The 26,795-nt window shown below is 70.6% G+C and carries 20 protein-coding genes; 17 read left to right on the top strand and 3 right to left on the bottom strand.

Annotated features, from left to right (window positions below):
- The first annotated feature begins 70 nt into the window (after window positions 1–70).
- The 7 genes from ACFWX1_RS35700 (at window position 71) to ACFWX1_RS35670 (ending at window position 7,476) form a co-directional block, all read left to right on the top strand.
- Window positions 71–1,081 carry a ParA family protein gene (locus tag ACFWX1_RS35700; protein ID WP_378394205.1) on the top strand — a complete coding sequence of 337 codons (1,011 nt, stop codon included), beginning with the start codon at window positions 71–73 and terminating at the stop codon, window positions 1,079–1,081.
- The gene (locus ACFWX1_RS35695) at window positions 1,078–1,530 is read left to right on the top strand and encodes a cobyrinic acid a,c-diamide synthase (protein WP_378394204.1); all 453 of its coding nucleotides are present in this window, start codon (window positions 1,078–1,080) and stop codon (window positions 1,528–1,530) included. Before ACFWX1_RS35700 ends, ACFWX1_RS35695 begins: the two co-directional genes overlap by 4 nt.
- Window positions 1,530–2,471, top strand: a complete 942-nt coding sequence (locus ACFWX1_RS35690) for a segregation and condensation protein A (protein WP_378394203.1) — start codon at window positions 1,530–1,532, stop codon at window positions 2,469–2,471. The genes ACFWX1_RS35695 and ACFWX1_RS35690 overlap by 1 nt, the downstream gene beginning before the upstream one ends.
- Complete coding sequence (gene scpB / locus ACFWX1_RS35685) at window positions 2,468–3,349, top strand: SMC-Scp complex subunit ScpB (RefSeq protein WP_378394202.1); 882 nt, start codon at window positions 2,468–2,470, stop codon at window positions 3,347–3,349. Before ACFWX1_RS35690 ends, scpB begins: the two co-directional genes overlap by 4 nt.
- The gene (locus ACFWX1_RS35680) at window positions 3,339–4,091 is read left to right on the top strand and encodes a pseudouridine synthase (RefSeq protein ID WP_378323982.1); all 753 of its coding nucleotides are present in this window, start codon (window positions 3,339–3,341) and stop codon (window positions 4,089–4,091) included. The genes scpB and ACFWX1_RS35680 overlap by 11 nt, the downstream gene beginning before the upstream one ends.
- 118 nt (window positions 4,092–4,209) lie before the next feature.
- On the top strand, window positions 4,210–6,108 hold the full coding sequence (locus ACFWX1_RS35675) for a Xaa-Pro dipeptidyl-peptidase (protein WP_378394225.1): 1,899 nt from the start codon (window positions 4,210–4,212) through the stop codon (window positions 6,106–6,108).
- An 18-nt stretch (window positions 6,109–6,126) separates the two neighbouring features.
- Window positions 6,127–7,476 carry a SagB family peptide dehydrogenase gene (locus ACFWX1_RS35670; RefSeq protein WP_378394201.1) on the top strand — a complete coding sequence of 450 codons (1,350 nt, stop codon included), beginning with the start codon at window positions 6,127–6,129 and terminating at the stop codon, window positions 7,474–7,476.
- On the opposite strand, the gene ACFWX1_RS35665 is transcribed toward ACFWX1_RS35670, so the two are convergent.
- From ACFWX1_RS35665 to ACFWX1_RS35655, 3 genes are read right to left on the bottom strand one after another with little or no spacing between them, the layout of a single operon-like run.
- Entirely contained in the window at window positions 7,473–8,675 is a 1,203-nt protein-coding gene (locus ACFWX1_RS35665; RefSeq protein ID WP_378394200.1) for a cation:proton antiporter, read from the bottom strand. The two genes, ACFWX1_RS35670 and ACFWX1_RS35665, sit on opposite strands and share 4 nt — an antisense overlap.
- A 7-nt stretch (window positions 8,676–8,682) precedes the next feature.
- Window positions 8,683–9,165 (bottom strand): cation:proton antiporter regulatory subunit, encoded by a 483-nt coding sequence (locus ACFWX1_RS35660; protein WP_378394199.1) that lies wholly within the window; start codon window positions 9,163–9,165, stop codon window positions 8,683–8,685.
- A gap of 36 nt (window positions 9,166–9,201) precedes the next feature.
- Entirely contained in the window at window positions 9,202–9,570 is a 369-nt protein-coding gene (locus ACFWX1_RS35655; protein ID WP_378394198.1) for a DUF4267 domain-containing protein, read from the bottom strand.
- Window positions 9,571–9,676: 106 nt separating this feature from the next.
- On the opposite strand from ACFWX1_RS35655, the gene ACFWX1_RS35650 reads away from it, so the two are divergent.
- The 10 genes from ACFWX1_RS35650 to ACFWX1_RS35605 all read left to right on the top strand — a co-directional run bounded on the left by ACFWX1_RS35650 (window position 9,677) and on the right by ACFWX1_RS35605 (window position 26,689).
- Window positions 9,677–10,258: a WHG domain-containing protein gene (locus tag ACFWX1_RS35650; protein ID WP_378394197.1), complete on the top strand. Its 582-nt coding sequence runs from the start codon at window positions 9,677–9,679 to the stop codon at window positions 10,256–10,258.
- 89 nt (window positions 10,259–10,347) lie between these two features.
- The gene (gene cmk / locus ACFWX1_RS35645) at window positions 10,348–11,052 is read left to right on the top strand and encodes a (d)CMP kinase (RefSeq protein WP_378394224.1); all 705 of its coding nucleotides are present in this window, start codon (window positions 10,348–10,350) and stop codon (window positions 11,050–11,052) included.
- Window positions 11,053–11,128: 76 nt separating this feature from the next.
- Window positions 11,129–11,788, top strand: a complete 660-nt coding sequence (locus tag ACFWX1_RS35640) for a lysophospholipid acyltransferase family protein (protein ID WP_378394196.1) — start codon at window positions 11,129–11,131, stop codon at window positions 11,786–11,788.
- Window positions 11,789–11,810: 22 nt separating this feature from the next.
- Window positions 11,811–13,286: a ribosome biogenesis GTPase Der gene (gene der, locus ACFWX1_RS35635; RefSeq protein WP_378394195.1), complete on the top strand. Its 1,476-nt coding sequence runs from the start codon at window positions 11,811–11,813 to the stop codon at window positions 13,284–13,286.
- 303 nt (window positions 13,287–13,589) lie between these two features.
- Window positions 13,590–17,498, top strand: a complete 3,909-nt coding sequence (locus ACFWX1_RS35630; RefSeq protein ID WP_378394194.1) for a Pls/PosA family non-ribosomal peptide synthetase — start codon at window positions 13,590–13,592, stop codon at window positions 17,496–17,498.
- A gap of 7 nt (window positions 17,499–17,505) precedes the next feature.
- Entirely contained in the window at window positions 17,506–18,840 is a 1,335-nt protein-coding gene (locus ACFWX1_RS35625; RefSeq protein WP_378394193.1) for a M1 family metallopeptidase, read from the top strand.
- A gap of 163 nt (window positions 18,841–19,003) precedes the next feature.
- Window positions 19,004–19,996 carry a hypothetical protein gene (locus ACFWX1_RS35620; protein WP_378394192.1) on the top strand — a complete coding sequence of 331 codons (993 nt, stop codon included), beginning with the start codon at window positions 19,004–19,006 and terminating at the stop codon, window positions 19,994–19,996.
- A 372-nt stretch (window positions 19,997–20,368) separates the two neighbouring features.
- Window positions 20,369–22,705 (top strand): hypothetical protein, encoded by a 2,337-nt coding sequence (locus ACFWX1_RS35615; protein ID WP_378394191.1) that lies wholly within the window; start codon window positions 20,369–20,371, stop codon window positions 22,703–22,705.
- Between the two features lie 29 nt (window positions 22,706–22,734).
- Window positions 22,735–25,032 carry a Tat pathway signal sequence domain protein gene (locus tag ACFWX1_RS35610; protein ID WP_378394190.1) on the top strand — a complete coding sequence of 766 codons (2,298 nt, stop codon included), beginning with the start codon at window positions 22,735–22,737 and terminating at the stop codon, window positions 25,030–25,032.
- An 88-nt stretch (window positions 25,033–25,120) separates the two neighbouring features.
- The gene (locus ACFWX1_RS35605; RefSeq protein ID WP_378394189.1) at window positions 25,121–26,689 is read left to right on the top strand and encodes a hypothetical protein; all 1,569 of its coding nucleotides are present in this window, start codon (window positions 25,121–25,123) and stop codon (window positions 26,687–26,689) included.
- Window positions 26,690–26,795 lie beyond the last annotated feature (106 nt).

The raw sequence follows: 26,795 nt of genomic DNA, 5'->3' as shown, positions 1-26,795 counted from the left end.
CCGCTTTGGCAGCGCCGCGAATTCCCGCATAGGCTGCCGAGGACTCTGCCGAACGAGGAGCTTTTTCGCTATGTCGACACCGAACCAGCCGGAGCGCCCGGCCGCGTCCGCCGGTTCGGTCGCGGCGAACCTCAGCCAGGTGACCATCGCGACCCCCGCCGAGCACGACGGCGACGAACCGTCGGAGACCCCGGTCCGGCCCAAGGGCCGCAAGGCCCGCGCCAAGAACCGGCTGAAGCCGCGCGAGGACGACGGGCTCGGCCCGACCGGGCGCCCGCGCCGCGAGATCCCCGAGCCGCCCCCACTGGAGAAGCACGGCCCGGCGCAGGTCATGGCCATGTGCAACCAGAAGGGCGGCGTCGGCAAGACGACCTCGACCATCAACCTCGGCGCCGCGCTCGCCGAATGCGGGCGCCGGGTGCTGCTGGTCGACTTCGACCCGCAGGGCGCGCTGTCGGTCGGCCTCGGCATTCAGCCGCACGAACTGGACCAGACGGTCTACAACGTCATCATGGAGCGGTCGGTGGTGATCACCGACGTCATCCGCAAAACCTCCGTAGACGGCGTTGACCTGCTGCCGAGCAACATCGACCTGTCCGCGGCGGAGGTCCAGCTTGTCGCTGAGGTAGGACGCGAGCACACGTTGTTACGGGTCCTTCGTCCGGTCATGAACGACTACGACTATGTTCTTGTCGACTGCCAGCCCTCGCTCGGCCTGCTCACGGTGAACGCACTGACCGCCGCGGACGGTGTGATCATCCCGCTGGAGTGCGAGTTCTTCAGTCTGCGAGGCGTAGCGCTCTTGATCGACACCATCGAGAAGGTGCAGGAACGCCTCAACCCCAAACTGGACATAACGGGGATTCTCGCCACCATGTACGACCCGAGAACCCTGCACTCGAAGGAGGTCATGGCTCGCGTGGTGGAGGCATTCGGCGACACCGTGTTCGACACGGTGATCAACCGCACCGTGCGGTTCCCGGAGACCACTGTGGCCGGGGAGCCGATCACGACCTGGGCTCCCAAATCCGCGGGCGCGGCGGCCTATCGCGCGCTCGCCCGCGAGGTGATCGCTCGGTGAGCAGGCGAGCTTCCCTGCCCGGAGCGTCGGAACTGTTCCGCATCACGACCAGCACCGCCAACCCTGCCCTCGACACCCCCGCCAAGCCGGTCTCCGCCGGGAACGGCGGCGGCAAGAACGGCGAGAGCGGTGGCGGCGCGGGGAACGGCAAGGCGAGCGGGAACGGGCACCAGGACCAGCTGTCCCGCAGCGGTGCCGCCCGGCGCGGATCCGGCCGGACCAAGCACGACGCGAAGATCACCGTGTACGTCTCCGGCGACGAACTGCTGGCGATGGAGCAGGCCCGGCTGAACCTGCGGGCGAAACACGGTCTGGTGCTCGACCGCGGCAGGCTGGTGCGGGAGGCCGTCGCCGTGCTGCTGGCCGATCTCGACCAGAACGGCGAGCAGTCGGTGCTGGTCCAGCGATTGCGGGCGCTCGGCGACGACGAGAGCGAAACCGAGGCCTGATGGACGAACCGGCATCGGCTGAGCAGGCGCCGGAGCCGGACGAGCAGCCCCCGCAGCCCAGCCAGGACGAACCGGCTCCGGTGCACGAGACCGTGCACGGGGGCACGATCCCGGAGGGGCTGGCCGCCGAGGAACTGAGCACGTCGAAGTTCAAGGTGCGGCTGGCGAACTTCGAGGGCCCGTTCGACCTGCTGCTGCAGCTGATCTCCCAGCACCAGCTCGATGTCACCGAGGTGGCGCTGCATCAGGTCACCGACGACTTCATCGCCTACACCCGGGAACTGGGCGAGGACTGGAACCTCGACGAGACGACCGAGTTCCTGGTCATCGCGGCGACCCTGCTCGACCTCAAGGCGGCACGCCTGCTGCCCGCCGCCGAGGTCGAGAGCGAGGACGACCTCGCGCTGCTGGAAGCCAGGGACCTGCTGTTCGCCCGGGTGCTGCAGTATCGCGCGTACAAGCAGGTGGCGGCGTTGTTCGGCGAGCTGGAAGCCGGTGCGCTGCGGCGGTATCCGCGTTCGGTCGCGCTGGAGGACCGCTTCGTCGGGCTGCTGCCCGAGGTGATGATCGGCGTCGACCCGGCGAAATTCGCCGAGATCGCGGTCGCGGTGTTCAAGCCGAAGCCGCCGCCGACGGTGTCGATCGCGCACATCCACATGGGCCGGGTGTCGGTGCGCGAGCACGCGGCGCTGCTGCGGCTGAAGCTGGCCGAGCGCGGGCAGGCGACGTTCGGCGAACTGGTCGACGACTGCGAGCACACGGTCGAGATCGTCGCGCGGTTCCTCGCGCTGCTGGAGCTGTACCGCGAGGCCTCGGTGCAGTTCGAACAGCTCGAGGCGCTGGCGGAACTGCATGTGCGGTGGACCGGCGGCAGCGTCGAGGAGGTGGTCGTCGCGGCCGAGCACGACCGGGCCACGGCTGAGGACGAGGAGTACGGGTGAGCAACGAGGAGAACGAACCGGACGTCGCCGAGGCTCCGGAACCGGAGGACTCGCGTACCGAGACGGTCGGCTCGAGTACCCAGCCAGTCGGCTCGCCATCCGACTCCCCAGGTACGCCGGACGACGCCTCGGGTACGCCGGACGACGCCTCGGGTACGCCGGACGACTCTGCGGGTACGCCGGACGACCTTCCGGGTACGGCCGAAGAGGGTGAGAAGCCCGAGGCCGACGAAGCCGCTTCGCCGGAGGAAACCCCGGATGGTCCGGCCGAACTGGATCCCGACGATCCGGAGTCCGGGCTGGTGGCCGCGGGGGACGCGAGCGACCTGCCCGACGTCACCTCCGACGAGGCGCTGGAGGCCGCGCTGGAGGCGTTGCTGCTGGTCATCGACTCCCCGGCGAGCGAGGAAACCCTTGCCGAGACGGTCGAACAGCCGGTGTCGCGGGTGACCGTCGCGCTGCGCACCATGGCGCAGAAGTTCACCGAGCGCAGCAGCGGGATCGACCTGCGGCGCGTCGGCGAGGGGTGGCGGTTCTACACTAGGGACGTCTATGCCCCGTTCGTGGAGAAGCTCCTGCTGGACGGCCAGCGGTCGAAGCTGACCAGGGCCGCGCTGGAGAGCCTCGCCGTGATCGCGTACCGGCAGCCGGTGACCAGGGCCAGGGTCGCCGCGGTGCGTGGCGTGAACGTGGACGGCGTGATCCGGACACTGCTCGCGCGCGGCCTCATCGAGGAGATGGGGACCGATCCCGAGACCACCGGCACGCTGTACGTGACGACCGAGTTGTTCCTGGAGCGGCTGGGGCTGTCGTCGCTGGCCGACCTGCCCCCCATCGCTCCCTTGCTACCCGAAGTGGACACGATCGATGACATCTAGCGAACATCCCGACGGAGTTCGTCTGCAGAAGGTGCTCTCCCAGGCGGGCGTGGCCTCGCGCCGCGCCGCCGAGGACCTGATCGTGGCGGGCCGGGTCGAGGTGAACGGTGAGGTGGTCACCGAGCTCGGCCGCCGGGTCGACCCGCTCGAATCGGTGATCCACGTCGACGGCACGCGGGTGAACCTGCGCGACGATCTGGTGTACCTCGCGTTCAACAAGCCCAAGGGCGTGCACTCGACGATGTCGGACGACCGCGGCCGCCCGTGCGTCGGCGACTACCTGCGCGGCCGGTACGAGGAGACGCCCGGGGTCGTGCACGTCGGCAGGCTCGACGAGAACACCGAGGGCCTGCTGCTGCTGACCAACGACGGCGATCTCGGGCACCGCCTGATGCATCCGTCGTTCAGCGTGCTGAAGACGTACCTGGCCGAGGTCGACGGGCTCGTGCCGCGCGGGCTCGGCAAGGAACTGCGCAAGGGCTGGGAGCTGCCGGACGGCATCGTCAAGGTGGACCAGTTCCGGGTCAAGGACATGCACTCCGGCAAGACACTGGTCGAGCTGGTGATCCACGAGGGCCGCAAGCACATCGTGCGGCGGCTGCTGAAGGACACCGGCCACCCGGTGCTCAAGCTCGTCCGCACAGCCGTCGGCGAGGTCCAGCTGGGCAACCAGCGGCCGGGTTCGATCCGCAGGCTGACCCGCGGCGAGGTCGGTTCGCTGTACCGCTCGGTCGATCTCTAGGCCGAACGGGCGGCCGCCGTCCGAATACCCACTTTCCGCTCTACCGGGCGAAGTTGGCAGCTTCTAGCTTGGCGGCCACGGATCCCGGGAGGCTGCTGTGCGGTTCGGTTCGGCGGGTGTGCTCGCGACGGTGGTGGCGGTGACGGTCGCGATGCTGGTGCCCAGCGGTGCGTCCGCGGCACCGCGCGTCAAGGGCACCGATCCGGTGTACGACTTCGCGGGCGCGATCCGCGAGACCGTCTGGGTGGACACCGGCCGCGACGGGGACGGCGACGGCAAACCGGACCGCGTCGCCGCGGACATCGTGCGCCCGAAGGAAACCGTGGCCAAGGGCATCAAGATCCCGGTGATCATGGATGCCAGCCCGTACTACTCGTGCTGCGGCCGCGGCAACGAAAGCGAGCGCAAGACCTACGACGCGAACGGCCGTCCGGTCGGTTTCCCGCTCTACTACGACAACTACTTCGTGCCGCGCGGGTACGCCGTCGTGCTGGTCGATCTCGCCGGGACGAACCGCTCCCAAGGCTGTGTCGACGTCGGTGGTGTCTCGGACGTGCAGTCGGCGAAGGCGGTCGTGGACTGGCTCAACGGCCGCGCGACGGGCTACAGCGCGAAAACCGGTGGCAGCGCGGTGCCGGCGAGCTGGAGCACCGGGAACGTCGGCATGATCGGCAAGTCCTACGACGGCACGATCGCCAACGGTGTCGCGTCGACCGGGGTCGCCGGGCTGAAGACCATCGTGCCGATCGCGGGGATCAGCTCCTGGTACGACTACTACCGGTCCGACGGCGCGACGTTCGGCTTCGACCCGGTCGGCCTGGCGCGGACCGTCGAACAGCGCAACAGCGGGCAGGACTGTTCGGCGCAGAACCGGAAACTGACCCAGGGCGCGACGGCGAACGGCGACTACGGGCCGTTCTGGGCCGAGCGTGACTACTACGCGGCCAAGGCGAAGAACATCCGCGCGAGCGTGCTGCTTTCCCACGGGGTGAACGATCTCAACGTCAAGACCATCCACTTCGGACAGTGGTGGGACGCGCTCGCGGTGAACGGCGTCGAGCGGAAGATCTGGCTGGCACAGACCGGGCACGTCGATCCGTTCGACTACCGGCGCGCGGACTGGGCCGACCTGCTGCACCGCTGGTTCGACCACTACCTGATGGGCATCGACAACGGCGTCGAACGCGGCCCGATGGCGAGTGTCGAACGGCAGCCCGACCAGTGGGCCGACCAGTCCGCGTGGCCCGCGGCGAACGCGTCGCCGACGGTGTTGCGGGCCAAGGCGGGCGGTGTGCCGGGACTCGGCTCGCTGACCCCCGGCGCGTCATCGGGCACCGCCGCGTTCACCGACGATCCGTCGCAGGGCGAGAGCGACTGGGCGGCGAATCCCGGCACCGCGTCGGGCTCGCGATTGCTGTACAGCACCGGGAAACTCGAGAACGACCTCCAGGTGTCCGGCACCGGTTCGATCAGCGTGACCGCGACGCCGAGCACGTCGTCGGCCCGGCTGTCCGCGGTGCTCGTCGACTACGGGCCGGCGACGATCCGGAACTTCGCGGGCCGGGGCGAGGGCATCAACACCGGGACGTCGGAGACGTGCTGGGGAGCGAACGCGCCAGGTGACGATGCCTGCTACAAGGTGACCACGGCCGACACGACGAACGTGGACTACACCATCATCAGCCGGGGCTGGGCGGATCTGGCGAACTACCGCTCGCTGTCGAAGGAGGAGCCGCTCGTCCCGGGCACGGCGTACACGATGACGTTCCGGCTGGCGAGCACCGACCACGTCGTGCCGCGCGGGCACACCCTGGCACTGATCATCGGCGGCACCGACCGCGGCTTCATCTCGGCACCCGCGAGGGCGCCGAAGCTGACGATCGACCTGGCCAAGACGGCGGTCACCTTGCCGCTGTCCGGCACGCCTTCGGCGTTCTCCGGTGAAGGCGTCCCGGCCGCTCCCGGGCCGCTCGCGCACGTCGACGCGGCGCCGCAGGGTCGGCTCGACCTGCCCTGAGCACTACCCTGGGGCGCCATGACCGAGTTCGGTGAGCACTACGCCCTGCGCGGCGGTGTGTCCAGCGTCCGGTCGCCCGACGGGAAGACGAGCCTGCTCTGCGACCGGTACGCGGAGACGATCGGCGTGCTCGACGACGCCGCCCTCGCGATCCTGGCGGCATTGGCCGAGCGCCCGCACACGCCCGAGGAACTCGCGAGCCCCGAGGGTGAGCGGCTGCTCCGGGTGCTGCGCGACGGCGGGTGGCTGGTGCTCACGGTGACCAGCGGCGGGACGGATCTGTACCGGATGCAGCCGTTGCGCCCGCCGCCGGTACTCGGTGATCCGGGTGACGGGGAGCAGCGGCTGTCCCGGTTCGCGGTGATCCGGGCGGGAACGGACGGGATGGTCGTCGAATCCCCGGTGGCCTGGTGCGACGTCGAGGTCCGCGATCCGGCGGTGCTCGCCGAAATCGGCGGGTACGCGGGAAAACCGGGCGTCTCCGCTTTCCCGGACGGCCTGCGGGCTCGCCTCCGGCGGGACCTGTGGTGGGCCGGGCTGCTCGTGGACGCGGGCGCGGAGAACGACCTCCGGACCCGGCAGTGGAGCCCGCACGAGCTGTGGTTCCACGCACGCAGCAAACGTGACGAGCGGGGTCAGCTCGGCGAGGGATTCGCCGGGACGTACTGGGCGAAGGGGATCCACGATCCGCTCCCGGCGCGCCCCGAGCCGTACCCCGGCCCCGCGGTCGCGCTGCCGGAGCCGGACGCGGAAGCGATGTCCCGCACCGATCCCGGGCTGACCGCGGTGCTGGCCCGCCGGAGCAGTGTCCGCGAGCACGACGACGACCATCCGCTGACGGTGGCCCAGCTGGGGGAGTTCCTGCATCGCTGCGCCCGGGTCCAGGGCACCGCGGAGGCCGACGGGGTCGAGCACGTGCGGAAGCCGTATCCGAGCGGAGGTGCCTCCCACGAGCTGGAGGTGTACCCGATCGTGTCCACTGTGGACGGTGTTGTGCCCGGCATGTACCACTACGACGCTTTCGAGCACGTCCTGCGGCCGGTGGCGTGCCCCGGCGTCCCGGCGGTGCGTCGGCTCGTTCGGCACGCTCAGCAGGCGGCAGGAGGACTGATCACGGTGCCGCAGGTGGTGTTCGTCGTCTCGGCGCGGGTGGGCCGGGTGATGTGGAAGTACGAGCGGATGGCGTACGCGCTCACGCTCAAGCACGTCGGTGTGCTCTACCAGACCATGTACTGCGTGGCGACCGCGATGGAGCTCGCGCCCTGCGCCCTCGGCGTCGCCGAACCGGCGGCGTTCGCCGAGGCCAGCGGACGGGACCCGCTGGCGGAAACCGCGGTCGGCGGGTTCCTGCTCGGCACCCGGCGTTAGGGCGCTCCCGAGGAGGACGCGGCGGCGGCCTTCGCCGCTGTCTTGCGGCCCAGTGCCCTCGCGATCGGCTCGACGACCCTGGCCGTGATCGGACCGAGGATCGCCATGAGCAGCACGTACGCCGTCGCGAGCGCGGCGAGCTCGCCCGTGACGGCGCCCGCGGACACCGCGAGACCCGCGATGACGATCGAGAACTCGCCGCGGGCGACCAAGGCGGCACCCGCGCGGGCCCGGCCGAGCTTCCCGACGCCCTGTCTTCGCGCGGCCCACCAGCCGGTGCCGACCTTCGTCAGCGTCGTCACCACCGCGAGCACCACCGCCCAGCCGAGCACCGGCGGGATCGACGCCGGGTTGGTGTTGAGCCCGAACACCACGAAGAACACCGCGGCGAACAGGTCGCGCAGCGGTTCGAGCAGGTGTGTCGCGTTCTCCGCGGTGGAGCCGGAGATCGCGATGCCGAGCAGGAACGCGCCGACCGCCGCCGAGACCTGCATCGCCGAGGCCAGCCCGGCCACCAGCAGCGCGGCGCCGAGCACCTTGAGCAGGAACACCTCGCGGTCCGGGCTGTCCACCGCGGCGGACACGTACCGGCCGAACTTCAGTGCGATCACCAGCACCACGGTGATCACCAGCAGCGAGATCCCGACGGCCTTCATCCCGCCGAGCAGGCTGACCCCGCCGAGCACCGCGGTCAGGATCGGCAGGTACAGCGCCATCACGAGGTCCTCGAACACGAGGATCGACAGCACCACTGGTGTTTCGCGGTTACCGAGCCTGCCGAGGTCGCCCAGTACCTTCGCGATGATCCCGGACGAGGAGATGTAGGTGACGCCGGCGAGCACGATCGCGCCGATCGGGCCCCAGCCGAGGATCAGCGCGACGATCGCGCCCGGCGCCGCGTTGAGCACGATGTCGAGCAGCCCCGCCATCCACGACCGGCGCAGGCCGGTGAACAGCTCGGCCGCCGAGTACTCCAAGCCCAGCAGGAGCAGCAGCAGGACGACGCCGATTTCGCTGGCCAGATGGGTGAAGCCGCCGATGTCGGTGAGCGGGATGAGCCCGCCCTGGCCGAAACACAGGCCGCCGAGCAGGTACAGCGGGATGGGGGAGAGACCGATCTTCCCGGCGAGGCGCCCGAGGGCGCCCAGCACGAAGAAGACCGCCCCGAGTTCGATCAGGGACAGTGCGGTGTGGTCCATCCCGGGATCAGCCGAACTTGAGTATCTTCGCGGCGGCCTCGAGCCCCTCGGACGTGCCGACGGCGACGAGCAAGTCGCCCGCGGTGAAGGTGAAATCCGGCGCCGGTGACGGGTGCACCTGCCCGGCCCGCATCACCGCGACCACGGAAACGCTGGTGCGGGTGCGCATCGCGGTGTCCCCGAGCGTCCGGCCGTCGAACGGCGACGCCGTCTTGATCGGCAGCTGCCGGGTGTTTATGCCCGGCAGGTCCCGGTGTTCCTCGGTGAGCTGGGCGACCAGCTGCGGCGCGCCGAGCAGGTTCGCCAGCGCCCCGGCCTCCTCCGCGGTGAGCGGGAGCGAGGCGAGGCAGGCGTCCGGATCGTCGGTCTTGGACACGATCAGCTCGATCTGCCCGTCCCGCTGGGTGACGACACCGATGCGGCGGCCGTTGCGGGTGGCGAAATCCTTGCGGACGCCGATTCCGGGCAGAGGGGTCACTTCGACGTTCACTCCTCCACGGTAACCCACTGTCCGATTCGTGCTTGATCACCCGAGCAGCAGCAGGACGAATGCGACGACCATCACCACCGCGGTCGCGCCGTGGACGCCGAACGCGACGGCCTTCTTTCCCTTGTGCCGCAAGATGACCAGCATGTCGCCGAACGGTATGAACGCCTCGGCGAGGATGACCCAGGCGAGTGCGTGCGGGTCGCCGTAGAGCATCAGTGCGATCGGGACGAGGCCGCTCCCGATGTCGCGTACGCCCTTGATGTTGTAGTAGCCCTCGCCGTTCTGCGGGAGTGTCCGGAACCCGAAGCCCTCGGCGATCTTGGCGGGCGCGAAGACGTAGTTCAGGCCGACGTAGATGATCATGGCCGCGACGAGTCCGACGAGGATGTAGCCGGTGACGAGCATGGGTCCCTCCAGTTTGGCTTTGAGCAGCACTGTCTAGCAGCGCTAGGATTGCTAGCAACGCTAATCTAGCGACGCTAGTTTGTCTAGCGGTGCTAGCATCGGGCGCATGACCCAGCAGCTGCGCCGAGCGCGCGACCGTGCCGAACGGGAACGGCGGATCGTCGCCGCCGCCCGTGAACTCGCCGAGGCCGAGGGCTGGGACGCGGTCACCACCCGGCGGCTCGCGGCCAAGATCGAGTACAGCCAGCCGGTGCTGTACAGCCACTTCTCGGGCAAGGACGCGATCATGGCGGCGGCCGCGGTCGAGGGCTGCGCGGAACTCGCCGAGCAACTCGGCACCGCCGCGTTCGAGCCGTCTCCGCTGGCCGCGGTCGCCGAGGCCTACGTCGCGTTCGCCGACGCCAACCCAGCGCTCTACGACGCGATCTTCACTCTCCCCACGGAGCTGCCCTTCGCGACCGAGGAAGCGCCGGAAGCGCTACGGAACGCGTTCGGAGCGATCGAGGCCGCGGTGGCGCCGGTCGCCGGAAGGGACGCCACCGGGACGCTCGCCGAGACGTTCTGGTCCGCGCTGCACGGGCTCGTCACGCTCGATCGAGGTCGCCGGCTGAGTCCCGGTCACCGCGCGGAGCGGCTCGCGATCCTGGTCGCCCGCTTCGGAAGCGGGGCTTCGGGACCGGCCGACTGATCCGCGCCACCGGCCGCCGGGCAGAATGTACGGCGATCAGGTGCGGACGGAACGCGAGGAGAGTGCCGGTGTCGGGAGCCCTACGTGGTGTGGTCGCGCTGGACGGCCCGTCCGGGACCGGGAAGACCACCGTCGCGCGCAAACTCGCCGACCGGCTCAGCGCCGGGTACCTCGACACCGGCGCGATGTACCGGATGGTGACCCTCGCCGTGCTGCGCGCCGGGATCGACCCGGCCGACGCCGCCGCGGTGGCCGGGCTCGCCGACGGCGTCGACCTGGAGATCGGCACCAGCCCGCAGCGCCCCGGATTCCGGCTCGGCGGCGAGGACGTCTCCGCCGAGATCCGCGGTCCCGAGGTGACCAAGGCCGTCTCGCCGGTGTCCGCGGTGCCGCACGTGCGCGAGCTGCTCGTCGCCCGGCAGCGCCGGATCATCGCCGAGGTGCTCGGCGAGGTCGGCGGGATCGTCGTGGAAGGCCGTGACATCGGCACCGTCGTGGTGCCCGACTCGCCGCTCAAGGTGTTCCTCACCGCGTCGGCCGACGTCCGCGCCGCGCGCCGCAGCAGCCAGGACACCGCCGCCGGGCGGCAGTCCACGGTGGCCGACGCGCGTGAGTCCGTCGAACGCCGCGACCGGCTCGATTCGAGCCGGACCGCGTCCCCGTTGCGCGCCGCCGAGGACGCGGTGCCGGTCGACACCTCGGAGCTGTCCATCGATCAGGTGATCGTCGCGCTCTGCGAGCTGGCCAGCCACCGCGGTCTGCTGGCGGGGTGTTCGGCCGAGGCCGCTCGATGAGCAACGCTTGCGAGCGAATCATGGACATCATGCGCCAAAAGGGAATGGACACTGTCTCGCGAAGCGAGGCGATCGCATGAGCGCAGCCGGGCTGCCCGAGGGCGCCCGCGGGGGGCTGCACGACGCCGGGCGAGTGTTCGCGCGGTACCATCTGCGGTCGGCGTTCCGCATCCGGGTGCACGGGCGGGAGCGGATGCCCGCCACCGGTCCGGTGGTGGTGATCGCCAACCACAGTTCGTACATCGAACCGCAGCTGATCTTCGGAATGCTGCCGAGACGGTCGGCGTTCCTGGTCAAGGAGGAACTGTTCCACAGCCTCGGCGGGGCGGTGGGGCGGTTCCTGCTGGCGATCGGGCAGATCCCGGTCAAACGCGGGGAGGTCGACCGCAAACCGCTGATGACCGCCTCGTCGGTGCTGAAGGCGGGCGGTGTCGTCGGGATCTTCCCGGAGGGCACCCGCGGTGACGGCGACGTCGGCGCGGCGGAACGCGGTGCGGCCTGGCTGGTCCGGGCGTCCGGCGCCACCGTGCTGCCGGTCGCGACGCGGGGGACGTTGAAGCCCGCCGACGGGCGGCGGCGCTGGCGGCCACGGGTGGACATCCTGGTCGGCGAGCCGTTCACGTCGGCGATCGGCAAGGGACGGACCGGCCTCGACGAGGGCACCGAGCACCTGCGTGGCGAGCTGGCGGCGCTGGTGAAGACTTTGGACGAATGGCGCTCGGAACACGGGTTCTGAACGCGTACGGGAATGAGAACTGATGAGTGAGTTCGAGACGTCGGCGGGTGTCGGCGAGGTCGACGGGACCTGGTCCGACGAGGCGGAGTTCGCCGCACTCGACGCGCGGATCGAGGCCGAGGAGGCGGGCACCGAGGCCGACCTCGCGCAGCCGGTGCTCGCCGTGGTCGGCAGGCCGAACGTGGGCAAGTCCACTTTGGTCAACCGCATCCTCGGCCGCCGCGAGGCCGTCGTGCAGGACGTGCCGGGGGTGACCCGCGACCGGATCGCCTACGACGCGTTCTGGAGCGGCCGCCGGTTCACCCTGGTCGACACCGGCGGCTGGGAGCCCGGCGCCAGCGGGCTGCAGGCGTCGATCACCGCACAGGCCGAGATGGCGATGGCCACCGCCGACGCCGTCCTGCTCGTCGTCGACGCGTCCGTGGGCGCCACGACCACCGACGAGGCCGTCGCGCGGGTGCTGCGCCGGTCGAAGAAGCCGGTGCTGCTGGCCGCGAACAAGGTCGACGACGAGCGGCTGCTCGCCGACACCGCGTCGCTGTGGTCGCTGGGCCTCGGCGAGCCGTACCCGGTGAGCGCGCTGCACGGCCGCAACTCCGGCGACCTGCTCGACGCGGTCATCAAGGCGCTGCCCGCGGCCCCGCGCGAGCGCGAGACGATCACTTCCGGCCCGCGCCGGGTGGCGCTGGTCGGCAAGCCGAACGTCGGGAAGTCCAGTCTGCTCAACAAGTTGTCCGGGGAGCAGCGGTCCGTTGTGGACTCGGTGGCCGGGACCACTGTGGACCCGGTCGACTCGCTCGTCGAGCTGGACGGCGAGGTTTGGCGGTTCGTCGACACGGCCGGTCTGCGCAAGCGCGTCAACTCGGCCAACGGCGCCGAGTACTACGCGTCGCTGCGCACCAAGACCGCGATCGACGCGGCCGAGGTCGCGATCGTGCTGCTGGACGCGGCCGAGCCGATGTCCGAACAGGACCTCCGGGTGCTGACGATGGTGGTCGAGGCCGGGCGCGCGTGCGTGCTGGCGTTCAACAAGTGGGACCTCGTCGACGAGGACCGCCGCCACGCCATGGTCCGGGAGCTCGAACGCGGCCTGGTCCGGGTGCCGTGGGCGGAGAAGGTGAACATCTCGGCGCTGACCGGGCGTTCGGTGCGCAAGCTCGCGCCCGCGCTGCGGACGGCGCTGAAGTCGTGGGACCAGCGGGTCCCCACCGGTCAGCTCAACGGCTGGCTGTCGGACCTCATCGCGGCCACCCCGCCGCCGGTGCGCGGCGGCAAACAGCCCAAGGTGCTGTTCGCGACCCAGGCCGGGATCCGCCCGCCGACGCTGGTCCTGTTCACCACCGGCTTCCTCGAGGCGGGCTACCGCCGCTTCATCGAACGCAAGTTCCGTGAGCGGTTCGGCTTCGAAGGAAGCCCCGTTCGGGTGAATGTCCGCGTCCGGGAAAAGAAACCGAAGCCCGGCGCCGGTAAGAAACCCACCAAATCCCGGACCCGCTGAACGGGGATCTCGCGTGATTGGACAGAGATCTCGCGTGATGGAACGGAGATCTCGCGAAATCTCCGTCCAATCACGCGAAAACGCCGTCTGGACACGCGAGTTCGCTGGTGGGCGGTGACGTCCGACACTCGGGCGTGACCCAGGAGATACCTTTCGTTCATCTCCGGGTATCGTGGTCGGTCTGTTGCGGGCGCCTCAACTGGAGAGTGCAAGCCCGAATGACACTCGCGGAAGGTGAGTGATGGGCTTGCGCCCCCATATGTTGTTTCAGCACGCCTGCGTCCGGAACGTGGTGAGCGGCCGATGACGCTGACCGCCGATCACCGCCCGCTCGCGTGCGTTGCCGAGGTCACCCAGGCGCCCTCGCCCGCGCCGGTCGCCGACCGGGCCCTGTTCTGGTCCGGCCTCGGCACCAGCGAACGCACCCTGCTGGACATCCTCGCCGCCACCGCGGCCGAACACCCCAACGCCGCCGCGATCGACGACGGCAGCACGACGCTGTCCTACCGCAAGCTCGTCGACGAGATCGACGCCTACGGCCGCCGCCTGCGCGCGCACGGCGTCGGTGTCGGCGACCGCGTCGGCATCCGGATCTCCTCCGGCACGGCCGAGCTGTACATCGCCATCCTCGCCACGCTGTCGGTCGGCGCCGCGTACGTCCCGGTCGACGCCGACGACCCCGAGGAACGCGCCGAGCTGGTGTTCGGCGAGGCCGGCGTCGCCGCGATCGCCACCGACGGCGCCATCACCGTCCACGGCACGCCTGGAGGCCGCCAGGGCAACCCCGCCCCGGCCGACGACGCCTGGATCATCTTCACCTCCGGGTCCACCGGCAAGCCCAAGGGCGTCGCGGTCACGCACGCCTCCGCGGCCGCGTTCGTCGACGCCGAGGCGGAGCTGTTCCTCACCGAGGAGCCGATCGGTCCCGGCGACCGCGTGCTGGCGGGCCTGAGCGTCGCCTTCGACGCCTCGTGCGAGGAGATGTGGCTGGCCTGGCGGCACGGCGCCTGCCTCGTCCCGGCCCCGCGCGCGCTCGTCCGCACCGGCGTCGACCTCGGCCCGTGGCTGGTCGCGCAGCGCATCACCGTCGTCTCGACCGTCCCGACGCTCGCCGCGCTCTGGCCCGCCGACGCGCTGGAAGACGTCCGCCTGCTGATCTTCGGCGGTGAGGCGTGCCCGCCGGAGCTGGCCGAGCGCGTCGCCGTCGAGGGCCGCGAAGTCTGGAACACCTACGGCCCGACCGAGGCCACCGTCGTCGCCTGCGCCGCGCAGCTGACCGGCGAGGGGCCCGTCCGCATCGGCCTGCCGCTGGTCGGCTGGCAGCTCGCGGTCGTCAACGAGGCGGGTGAGCCGGTCGGCATGGGGGAGACCGGCGAGCTGGTCATCGGCGGCGCCGGGCTGGCCCGTTACCTCGATGCCGAGAAGGACGCCGAGAAGTTCGCGCCGCTGCCCGCGCTCGGCTGGCAGCGGGCTTACCGCAGCGGCGACATGGTCCGCGCGGAACCCGAGGGCCTGCTGTTCCTCGGCAGGCTCGACGAGCAGGTCAAGCTCGGCGGCCGCCGCATCGAGCTGGGCGAGGTCGACGCCGCGCTGCAGTCGCTGCCCGGCGTGCAGGGCGCCGCCGCCGCGATCCGCCGCACGAAGGCGGGCAATCAGGTCCTGGTCGGCTACGTCGTCCCGGCGCCGGACGCGGACCTCGATCTCGACGACGCCGCGACCCGCCTGCGCGAGCAGCTGCCCGCCGCGCTGGTGCCGCTGCTGGCCGTCATCGACGACCTGCCGACCCGCACCTCCGGCAAGGTCGACCGCGCCGCGCTGCCCTGGCCGCTGTCCACAGTGGACGCCAGTGCCGCCGGGCTGTCGGCCACCGAGACCTGGCTGGCCGAGGGCTGGGCGGAGATCCTCGGTGTGTCCGTGAAGGACCCGAAGGCGGACTTCTTCACGCACGGCGGCGGCAGCCTCACCGCGGCGCAGCTCATCGCGCGCATCCGCACCCGGCACCCGCAGGTGTCGGTGTCCGACATCTACCAGCACCCGAAGCTGGGCGCGCTCGCCGCGATGCTGGACGCGCTGAGCGGCCAGGAGACCGAGAGCCGCGAGATCGCGCCGACGCCGCGCCGGGCCGGGCTGATCCAGAGCGTGCTCATGGTCCCGCTGCTCGGCCTCGTCGGGCTGCGCTGGGCGACCGTCGCCGCCGCGTTGTCGAACGTGCTGGCGCTGCTCGGGTTCGGCTGGGCGCCGACGCTGAACTGGGGCTGGATCGGGCTGGCCTGGCTGGTGCTGTTCAGCCCGGCGGGCCGGATCGCGATCGCCGCGGGCGGCGCGCGCGTGCTGCTTTCCGGCGTACGCCCCGGTAGCTACCCCCGCGGCGGCAGTGTCCACTTGCGACTGTGGACGGCGGAGAAGCTCGCCGAGTTCAGCGGCGCGGACAGCGTCGCCGGGGCGTCCTGGATGGCGACCTACGCGAAGGCGCTCGGCGCGCGGATCGGCAAGGACGTCGACCTGCACTCGCCGCCGCCGGTCACCGGGCTGCTCAAGCTCGGCCGCGGTGCCGCGATCGAGCCCGAGGTCGATCTGTCCGGCCACTGGGTGGACGGCGATCTCGTGCACATCGGCAAGATCCGGATCGGCGCGGACGCGCGGATCGGCGCCCGCAGCACGCTGTTCCCCGGCGTGCGGATCGGCAAGGGCGCGGAGATCGCCGCCGGTTCGACCGTGCGTGGTGCGGTGCCCGCGGGTCAGCGCTGGGCGGGTTCGCCCGCCGCGCGTGTCGCCAAGGACGCGAAGGACGCGCTGAAGTGGCCGTCGAGCCGCCCGCCGCGTTCGCGGTTCTGGGCCGCCGTGTACGGCGCGACGTCGCTGGTGCTCGGGTTCCTGCCCGGCCTCGCCGCGCTGCCGGGCGTCGCGGTGCTCGGTTACGCCGTCGCGGGAGCGCCGACGCTGAGCGCGGCCGTCGTGAACGCGCTGGTGCTCTCGCCGCTCGCGACGATCGCGTACTTCCTGACGTACATGCTGCTCGTGCTCGCCGGCGTCCGGTCGCTGAGCATCGGCATGGTCGAGGGCTACCACCCGGTGCACGGCCGCGTCGCGTGGCAGGTGTGGGCGACCGAACGGCTGATGGGCATGGCCCGCGAGGGGCTGTTCCCGTTGTACGCCAGCCTGTTCACTCCGGTGTGGCTGCGGATGCTCGGCGCGAAGGTCGGCCGCAACGTCGAGGCGTCCACCGTGCTCGCGCTGCCCAAGATGACCAAAGTGGACAGTGGTGCGTTCCTCGCCGACGACACCATGGTCGCCACCTACGAGCTGGGCCACGGCTGGCTGCACGTCGCGCCGGCGCGGATCGGCAAGCAGGCGTTCCTCGGCAACTCGGGGATGGCCGCGCCGGGCCGGTCGGTACCCAAGCGTGGTCTGGTCGGCGTGCTGTCCTCGGCGCCGCTGAAGGCGAAGAAGGGCTCCTCGTACCTCGGGATGCCGCCGCTGCCGGTGCGCCGCGCGGTCGGCGAGGCGGACACCAGCCGCACCTACACCCCGGCGCTGCACCTCAAGGCCGCGCGGGCGCTGGTCGAGCTGTGCCGGATCGTGCCGGTCATGTGCGGCGTCGCGCTGACCGTGCTCGTCGCGGGCGGGTTCCTCGCGCTGGCCTCGGCCTACGGCTTCGCGGTCGCGGCGCTGCTGGGCGGCCCGCTGCTGCTCGCCGCCGGTGTCGTGGCCGCGTTGGTCGCGACGATCATGAAATGGCTGCTGGTCGGGAAGTTCCGCGACATCGAGCATCCGCTGTGGAGTTCGTTCGTATGGCGCAACGAGCTGGCCGACACGTTCGTCGAGGCGCTCGCGGTGCCGTGGCTGATCGGCTCGGTGGGCGGCACTCCGCTGCTGACCGCCTGGCTGCGCACCATGGGTGTCAAGATCGGGCGCGGGGTCTGGCTGGAGACGTACTGGCTGCCCGAGGCCGACCTGGTGCGGCTCGGCGACGGCGCGACGATCAACCGCGGCTGTGTCGTGCAGACGCACCTGTTCCACGACCGGATCATGAGCATGTCGCCGGTTACCCTGGACGAGGGCGCGACGCTCGGGCCGCACGGTATCGTGCTGCCTGGCGCGAGCATCGGCGCGCGGACGACCGTCGGACCCGGGTCGCTGGTGACCAGGGGCGACGCCGTTCCGGCCGGTTCGCGCTGGCTGGGCAATCCGATTTCGGCGTGGCGAGGGTGACGGACGAGTGATTTCGAGGGCTTCCGCTCCCGCGCCGGGGGCGGACACCTCCGGAGATTCCTACCTTCCCCGCCACGGCAACGGTGGCTATCGCGTCCGGCACTACGACCTGGACCTGGACTACCGGATCGGCCCGAACCGGCTGTCCGCGACGGCGGTGCTCACCTGCGCCGCGCAGCAAGCGCTCTCGCGATTCACTCTCGACCTGGGCGAGTTCCGGATCGGCAGGGTGCTCGTCGACGGCAAGCCGGCCAAGTACGTCCACCGTGGACAGAAGCTGCAGGTCAAACCGGCCAGGTCGATCCCGGCGGGTGTGGAGTTCCGGGTGGAGGTCCGGTACGTCGGCAACCCGCGCCCGGTGGCGAGCCGCTGGGGCGACATCGGCTGGGACGAGCTGACCGACGGCGCGCTCGTCGCGAGCCAGCCGGTCGGCGCGCCGTCGTGGTTCCCGTGCAACGATCACCCGGCGGACAAGGCGTCCTACCGCGTGACCGTGTCGACGTCCTCGCCGTATCTGGTCGCCGTCACGGGCAATCTCGTCTCGCGGTACGACTCGGCGAGCACGACGAAGTGGGTCTTCGAGCGTACGGAGCCGACGCCGACCTATCTCATGAGTGTCCAAATAGGACGCTATGAGGACGTGGAACTGGTGGCGGGCCCCGTTCCGCTGCGCGCCGCCGTCCCGCCGCGCCTGCGGAGGCCGTTCGAGCGGGACTTCGGGCGCCAGGGCACCATGATGGACCTGCTGCAGCAGTGGTTCGGGCCTTACCCGTTCGGGGAATACGTCGTCGTGGTCGCCGACGACGAGCTGGACGACCCGATCGAGGCGCAGGGCATGTCGATCTTCGGCGCCAACCACGTCGACGGCAGGCGCACCCACGAGCGGCTGGTGGTGCACGAGCTGGCGCACCAGTGGTTCGGCAACAGCCTGACGGTGGCCGACTGGCGGCACATCTGGCTCAACGAGGGCTTCGCGACCTACACCGAGTGGCTGTGGTCGGAGGAGTCCGGCGGCCAGGCCGTGCGGGCGCTCGCCGCGTCGTGGCACTCCCGGATGCGGGCCAAGCCGATGGACCTGCGGATCGCCGACCCCGGCGTGGCGAAGATGTTCGACGAGCGCGTCTACAAGCGGGGCGCGCTGACGCTGCACGCCCTGCGGCACCGGGTCGGCGACGCGGTGTTCTTCCCGCTGGTGCGGGCGTGGGCCACCGACCACCGGCACGGCACCGTGACGACGGCGCAGTTCACCGCGCTCGCGGAAGGGTATGCGGGAGAGTCACTGGCCGGGTTTTTCGCGACCTGGCTGGACAATCCGGTGCTGCCACCCTTGCCGGACGCCTGACCGCACCGTGGCGACGCCGCGAACGACGCGTTGGGGACGTTGATCGTCGCGTACGCGTCGTTCGCGACACGCGGCGGCGCGAACGGTCCAGCCGTGACAGTGAGCTGTCCACAGAATCGCTCCGGGTCTGGCGCGGGGTGGTGCGGCCGGTGACGATCACTGGGTGCGTAGGGGAGAGTGGGCGCGTGATCTGGATGCCCTGTACGAACAGAGCCGGCGCGGCGCGATCACCGTCGCCCGGCTGGAGCAGCTCGGCGTGCCGTCGCGGACGAGCTATCGGCGGTGCGCCCCCGGGCAGCCGTGGCGGAGGCTGCTGCCCGGTGTGGTGCTGCTGAGTTCCGCCGAACCGACGCGGAGGCAACTCGTCGAGGCGGCGCTGCTTTATGCGGGGCCGGAGGCGGTCGTCACGGGCGCCGAATCCTGCCGCCGGCAGGGAATGCGGAACCTGCGTGAGGACGAGCGCGTTCATCTGCTCGTACCGGAACCCTGCAAGGTCAGCAGCGCCGGGTACGTGCTCATCGAGCGCACGACCAGGATGCCCGAGCCGGTGGTGCGAGGTGATCTGCCGCTGGCCCCGTTGGCACGGGCGGTGCTCGACGAGTGCCGCCGGATGCGGCTGACGGCTCCGGTGGCCGCGTTGCTCACGGAGGTCGTGCAGCGCGGGAAGGTGAGTCCGTCCACTTTGGCCGATGAGCTCGCTTGCGGCAGTAGCCGCGGCTCGGCTCTGCCTCGTGCTCTGCTCGGGAAGGTCATGGAAGGCGCGCGATCGGTGGCCGAGGTGGACGCGATGCGGGTGTGGCGGCTGACCGGTCTTCCGCGGCCGACGTGGAACGTCGAGATCCAGGACTCCGAAGGCATGTACATTGCCATCCCGGACGGCTGGTGTGACGAGGTCGGGCTGGCGTGGGAGATCGATTCGCTGGAGTTCCACTACCGGCGCGAGGACTACGCGGCGACGTTGGAGCGCAACGCGCGGTACGCCGCGGCGGGGGTGATTGTCGTCCAGACGTTGCCCGGCCGATTGCGGACTGAGCCGCGCCGAGTCGCCGCGGAACTTGTCGCGGCCTATCGGGCCGCCGCCGTGCGACGCCGACCGGACGTCCGCCTCGCGGCGCCTTGTGCGGGAGAGGTCGAGGAGCGCCGGCGCACGTCGTGAACGACGCGTTCGGGACATCGGCTGGTGTCGCCAGGTGCGGCTGGCGCTGCGGAGAAGTCGGCCGTTCCGTCGCGAACGACGCGTACAGGACGTTCAGTGTCCCGTACGCGTCGTTCGCGACGTTCTGGGACGAGTTCCTTCGGCGTGACCCATGCCCTCAACGACGCGTTCGGGACGTTCAACGTCCGCAACGCGTCGTTCGCGACGGACGGGGGTGGGGCGGGGGCGTAGGGCGTTCACGACCTTGAATGGGTGCCGATCAGCGGGATACATCGGATGTCTGGGCTAGGCAGCTTCCGGGGAGGTCTGGAAATATGCCGTTCGTCGGGAGGTGACTCCGGCGAAACATTGTATGAATCCGGGAGGCGCTCCATGGTCGAGGTGTCCCGTCGTGCCTTGCTGCGCACGGCTTCCGTCGCTGCCGGGGCGGCCGCGCTCGGTGGGTTGTGGGCGCGGGCGGCACCGCCGGCGAGCGCGAGCGGAGGCGGCGGCGAAGGAGAGGCGGCAGGTCACGGGCGCCGGGACATCCATCGCGACGTCGCCACGGACGCCAATCTGCGCTGGGCTCGCCTCCCAGCCGGCTGGCAGGACGCGCCCTTCCTCGCCAACGGATATCTCGGCGCCCAGATCTACGGCGGCGCGACGCCGCAGACGCTCAAGCTGATGCTGAGTCACACCCAGGTCCAGGATCAGCGCGGTCAGTGGGAGGCCGGGATCGGGTTGTCGCGGTTGCCGGTCGGCTATCTCACGCTCACCTTCGCGGGCGCGATCACCGCCGTGGACTGGACGCTCGACATCTACAACGCCGAGCTTTCCGGCACCGTGACCACCACGCAGGGCTCGGTCGCGTTCTCCGCGCTGGTGCACAACGACCTCGGCGTCCTGCTCGTCTCCCTTTCGCCCAGCGCGGGCGAAGCGAATGCCGCGTGGGCCTTCCAGCCGCTCGTTTCGGCGACCACGCGCACGATCCGCAAGCCCCCGGAGTACGTCGCCAACCCGGCGCCGACCCTCGGGATCAGCGGCGGCGTCCAGTACGCCGAACAGCCGTTGCTTGCCGGGGGCGGGTACACGACCGCCTGGCGGGAGCGGAGATTCGGCACGCGAAGGCTGCTCGCCGCGACGATCGTCTACGGATTCCCGAAGCCGACGCACACCCGCGACGCGATCCGCGGCGTTCAGGAAGCGCTTTCCAGCAACCTCGACATCCTCGTCGCACGTCATCGCCACTGGTGGAATTCCTTCCACCACAAGAGCTTCGTCTCGGTGCCGGACAAGTGGATCCAGCGGTTCTACTGGATCCAGCTGTACAAGATCGCCGCGTCGACCCGGGCGGACGCGCCGGTGGTGTCCGAATGGGGACCATGGTTCCCCGAAGTCGGCAACAGCTGGACCGCGGTGTGGTGGAATCTCAACGTCCAGGTCACGTATCCGATCGTCAACAGCGCCAACCATCCGGAGCTCGACGCGGTCACCACGACGTTCCGCCGCGACCACGCGAACCTGGAACTCTCGGTGCCCCCGGCCTACCGTGACGGTGAGACGTACGCGCTGTCGCACCCGAGCGACTGGCGGCTGCGGCCCGGCGGCACCCGCACCGTCGGTGTCCCCGGCACGCCGAACAAGACCGACCAGACCGGAAACCTGTTGTGGGGCTTGCACAACGTCTGGCTCGCGTACCGGCACAGCATGGACGAGCGGGTGCTGCGCGAGCTGTACCCGGCGCTCGCCAAGGCGCTCAACTTCTACCGGCACTTCCTCACGCCCGGTGCCGACGGCCTCCTGCATCTGCCGCTGACCCGCTCACCGGAGTACGCCGACGCCGCCGACTGCACCTACGACCTCTCGCTGATCCGCTGGGCCGCGCGCACGCTCGTCGACACGGCCGCGAAACTGCGCATCAACGATCCGCGGATCAAGGCGTGGCAGGAGATCTCGGCGAAACTCGTGCCGTACCACCAGGGTGCGGACGGGGTACTGATCGGTGACGGCGTTCCGCTCGCCGACTCGCACCGGCACTTTTCGCACTTGTTGTGGCTCTACCCGCTGCGCGAAAAGCTGTGGGAGCGGCCGGGGGATCGCGACGTCATGCGCCGGACGTTCGATCACTGGACGTCGATGCAGTCCCTGTGGCACGGCTACAGCTACGCCGCGGCGTCCTCGATGTGCTCGGTGATGGACGCGCCGGAGGAAGCGCTGAAATTCCTCCAGGTCTTCCTGAACCGGACGATCGTCGGCGACACCCAGCTGACGCCGAACACGATGTACCGCGAGGGCGCGAACTTCGCGATCGAGAGCCCGATCACCGCGGCGCAGTCCATTGTGGACATGCAGGTGCAGGGCGCGAACGGGGTGCTCAAGGTGTTCCCGTCGGTGTCCGCGAGCTGGGCCGAGGCCTCGTTCGCCGGACTACGTACCGAAGGCGCCTTCGTCGTCGACGCCTCGCGTCGCGGCGGGGCGACCGACTGGATCCGCGTCCACAGCGAGGCGGGCGAGCCGCTCGTGCTCGAACACGGTATCCGGGGCGACATCGAAGTCCGTGACGGCTGGGGCCGTCCGGTGCCGTGGCGGGCCGAGGCGCCCGGCCGGATCGCCGTCCGGCTGCGTCGCGGCGGCACCGCGGTGATCGCCCGGCGCGGCGCGCGCCCCGACCTGGATCCGCGTGACGTCACGGCGCTCGGCACGGCACCGGCGTGGGGGCTGCCCGGCTGAGGCGAGGACACGGACAAGGAGGTCTGCGAATGGACATCAGCAGGAGAACGATGCTCGGCGGGACGCTGGCCGGGCTCGCCGCCGCCGGGCTCGCGGGCACCGGAACGACGGCGACGGCGGCCGAGTCCTTCGGCCGGGCGGACGTCGACTGGGCACGGTTCCTCGGCTCGGCCGACCTGCTCTGGCGCACCATGCCGAAGACCTGGTACGAGGGCCCGTTCCTGGGCAACGGTTTCCTCGGTTCGGGGATCTACGCCGAGCCCGGCCGCAACGCCGTGCGGTTCAACGTCCAGCACAGCCAGGTTCAGGATCACCGGCCGGAGTTCGGCTCGCTGTTCGGCCTCGCCCGGCTCCCGATCGGCTACTTCACGCTGGAGCCGGTCGGCGCGATCACCGCGATCGACTGGCGGATGGACCTGTGGAACGCCGAGCTGACCGGCACGATCACCACGGCGGCGGGCAGCCTCGCGCTGCGCGCGATCGTCCACAGTGAACAGTCGTTGCTCGCGATCGAGGTCCGGCCGACCGAGGGGGAGCGGGACTTCCGCTGGGTCTTCCACCCCGCCGAGGCCGTGAGCCCGAGAACCGACCCGAAGTTCGGGAAACCGCCGCCTGCCGGGTATGTCGCGAACCCGCCGGCGAGCACGGAGACGAGCGGGGACTGTCACCTCGCCGTCCAGGGCCTGCTCGCCGGCGGGGAGCACGTGACCGCATGGCGTGAGACGTCGTGGGGTTCGGCGCGCACGCTCTACGCCTCGGTCGCGTGGTCGCATCCACAAAGGACGGCCAAGGCGGTGGCGCTGCGCGCGGTCCGCCACGCGGAACCGTTCGGGTTGCTCACCTACGGGCACCGGCGGTGGTGGCACGACTACTACCGGCGCAGCTTCCTGTCCATTCCGGACACCCGGCTGCAGAGTTTCTACTGGATCCAGCTGTACAAGGTGGCGTCCGCCGCTCGCAGGGAGGCGCCGGTGATGGCGACTTCGGGGCCGTGGCTCGAACCGACACCGTGGCCCGCCACCTGGTGGAACCTCAACGTACAGCTCGAATACTGGCTCATCCACGGTTCGAACCACCTCGAACTGGACGCCGTCAGCTACGCGCTCGACAGGTACCGTGCCAACCTGTCGAATCAGCTCGCGGAGCCGTATCGCGCCGATTCGGCGGGCATCCCGCGCACCACCGACATGAGCCTGCTCAACGGGGCCGCCGGGACCACCAGTGGATACGCCGTCGGCATCCCCGGGCAGGACCCGCCGACGCCGGAGGTCGGCAACCTGACCTGGGCACTGCACAACGTGTGGCTGTCCTATCGGCACACCATGGACCGGAAGTTGTTGCGGGACACGCTGTTCCCGCTGCTGCGCCGGGCGATCAACTACTACCTGCACTTCCTGAAGGAGGGGCCGGACGGCCGGCTTCACCTGCCCGCGACGTTCTCGCCGGAGTACGGCGTCAACGCCCCGGACTGCACCTACGACTTGTCGCTGATCCGCTGGGGCTGCAGGACACTGCTCGACTCGGCGCGCGAACTCCGCATCGCCGACCCGCTCGCACCGCGCTGGCAGCAGGTACTGTCCACTTTGGCCGATTATCCGGCCGACGCCAACGGGTACATGATCGGCGCCGGCGTACCGTTCGCGAAATCGCACCGGCACTACTCGCACCTGCTCCAGATCTACCCGCTGTACGAGATCACCTGGGAACAGCCGGAACACCGGAAGATCATCGAAACGTCGCTTGATCACTGGGTCGGGTTCGAAGGCGCGCTGCAGGGCTACACGTTCACCGGCGCGGCGTCGATGTCGGCGCAGATGCTGCGCGGTGACAAGGCCGCGTACTACCTCGGCGAACTGCAGAAGCGGTTCATCCAGCCGAACACGATGTACAAGGAGTCCGGTCCGGTCATCGAGACGCCGTTGTCGGCCGCGCAGTCACTGCACGACATGCTCGTGCAGAGCTGGGGCGGGGTCATCCGGCTGTTCCCGGCCGTCCCGGCGAACTGGGGCGACGTCGCCGTGTCGGACTTCCGTACCCAGGGTGCCTTCCTGCTCAGCGCGTCGCGCGAGGGCGGGAAGACGCGGTGGCTCAGGATCCGGAGCGAGGCGGGCGCGCCGTGCGTGCTGCGGCCGGGCATCGACGGCGACCTCGTCGTGCGGGACACCTGGGGCAGGCCGAAGCGGTGGCGCGCGCTGCCGAACGGCGACCTCCAGCTCGAGCTGCGCGCGGGGGAGGAGGCGGTGGTGTACCGGAAGGGTGACCGGCCGGACTTCACCGTCCGCCCGGTTCCCGCGAACGGCGTCTCGACGCCGTGGGGCCTGCCCTGATCGTCCGGGTCGGCGTCACCCGGGGTGCCGACAGCGGTCACGCGGACGGCGGCTGCCCGGCGCGTCCCCACGCGGCAAGGTTGCTGCGATGGGGACCGGTGGGCGGCAACGGCATGTGAACCAGGCGCTCATGCGCATCCCACGACGCGCGGAGAGCACCGACAGAGCGACGCTGACCCAGACCTTCGTCACCGCGGGATCGTTTTCCGCGATGCTGCACTCGACCGATCATCAGATCATCTACGGCAGGCGTGGCACGGGGAAGACGCACGCGCTGCTCTACCTGAGTGACCTCGTCGACAACACCGGGGACATCGCGGTGTACCTCGACCTGCGGACGCTCGGCTCGGCGGGCGGGTTGTACGCCGACGGCTCGCTGAGCACCGCCGCGCGCGGGACGCACCTGCTGATCGACACGCTCGAGGCGATCCACGAGGAACTGCTCGCGGTCGCGGTCGACCGGGAACTCGGCGATCCCGAGGTGTTGCTGCCCGCACTGGACGCGCTGGCCGAGGCCGCGACCGCCGTCGAGGTGGTCGGCGAGGTGGAACGGGAGACCCGCGCGGGGCTGGCGGAGGAGGCCACGAACGGTGTCGAAGCGGGCGTGCCGCTGAGCCTGAAGATGTCGATGGGGCACCGGCGGTCGGTGAGCGGGGAGAGCAGGCTGCGGCGCACCGGGACCGAGCGCAGCCATCTGGTGTTCGGCCCGCTCAACCGCGCCATGCGGACGATCGCGGGCGCGCTGGAGGGGCGGCGGATCTGGCTGCTGCTGGACGAATGGAGCAGCCTTCCGCTGGAGTTGCAGCCGCTGCTCGCGGATCTGCTGCGGCGCTGTGTCCTGCCGACCGCGGGGATGACGGTGAAGATCGCCGCGATCGAGCGGCGGTCCCGGTTCCGCGAGCGCCTCGCCGACGGCGACCACCTCGGCATCGAGGTCGGCGCGGACGCGGCGTCGGCGGTGAGCCTGGACGACATCATGATCTTCGACGCCTCGCGGACGCGGGCGCAGGAGTTCTTCGCGCAGCTCTTCCACAATCACGCCGGATCGAGACTGGCGTCGATGATCTCCTCCTTCCTGCCGCCGGATCCGGCGAGCTTCGTGGCGGACGCCTTCCGCGGCACGGCCTTCGCCGAACTCGTCCGCGCCGCCGAAGGCGTGCCGCGCGACGCGATCAACATCGCGGCGCTCGCCGCGCAGTACGCGCACGACGGAACGATCGGCCTGCGCGACGTCCGGCTGGCCGCCAGGGACTGGTACCTGCGGGACAAGCAGACCGCGATCAGCGGGAACGGGGAAGCGCTGCGCCTGCTGCGGCTGCTCGTCGACGAGGTCGTCGGCAAACGCCGGTCCCGGACCTTCGTGCTCGATCAGCTTTCCGGGGCACGGCACGAGATGATCGAGGATCTCTACGACGCGCGGCTACTGCACGTGTTGCGGCGCGGGCTGGTGGATTCGCACCGTCCCGGCACGCTCTACGACGGTTACGCCATCGACTACGGCTGCTACGTCGCACTGCTGCTCGGCAAGGAGGCGCGGCGCACGCGTCCCCACGCCCGCGGCGCCTGGCTCACGTCGGCGAAGGGCGTTCCCCCGGACGGCTTCAGCCTCGTCAAGGAGGCAGTGGACCTGGATGCCTTGGGGCGCTTGGACTCCTGAGCAGCGGGGGGGGGGGCGCCCGGGGGGCGGCGGCGCGCCCCCGCCCCCCGGGGCGCGCCCCCCCGCCCCCTCGGCGCGGGTGGGGGGGCCGGCCGTGTCCCGCACC

Origin of the sequence: Amycolatopsis sp. NPDC059021 (assembly GCF_042739895.1) — a bacterium.
Taxonomy (GTDB): Bacteria; Actinomycetota; Actinomycetes; order Mycobacteriales; family Pseudonocardiaceae; genus Amycolatopsis.
This window is presented reverse-complemented; position numbering and strand designations above follow the sequence as displayed.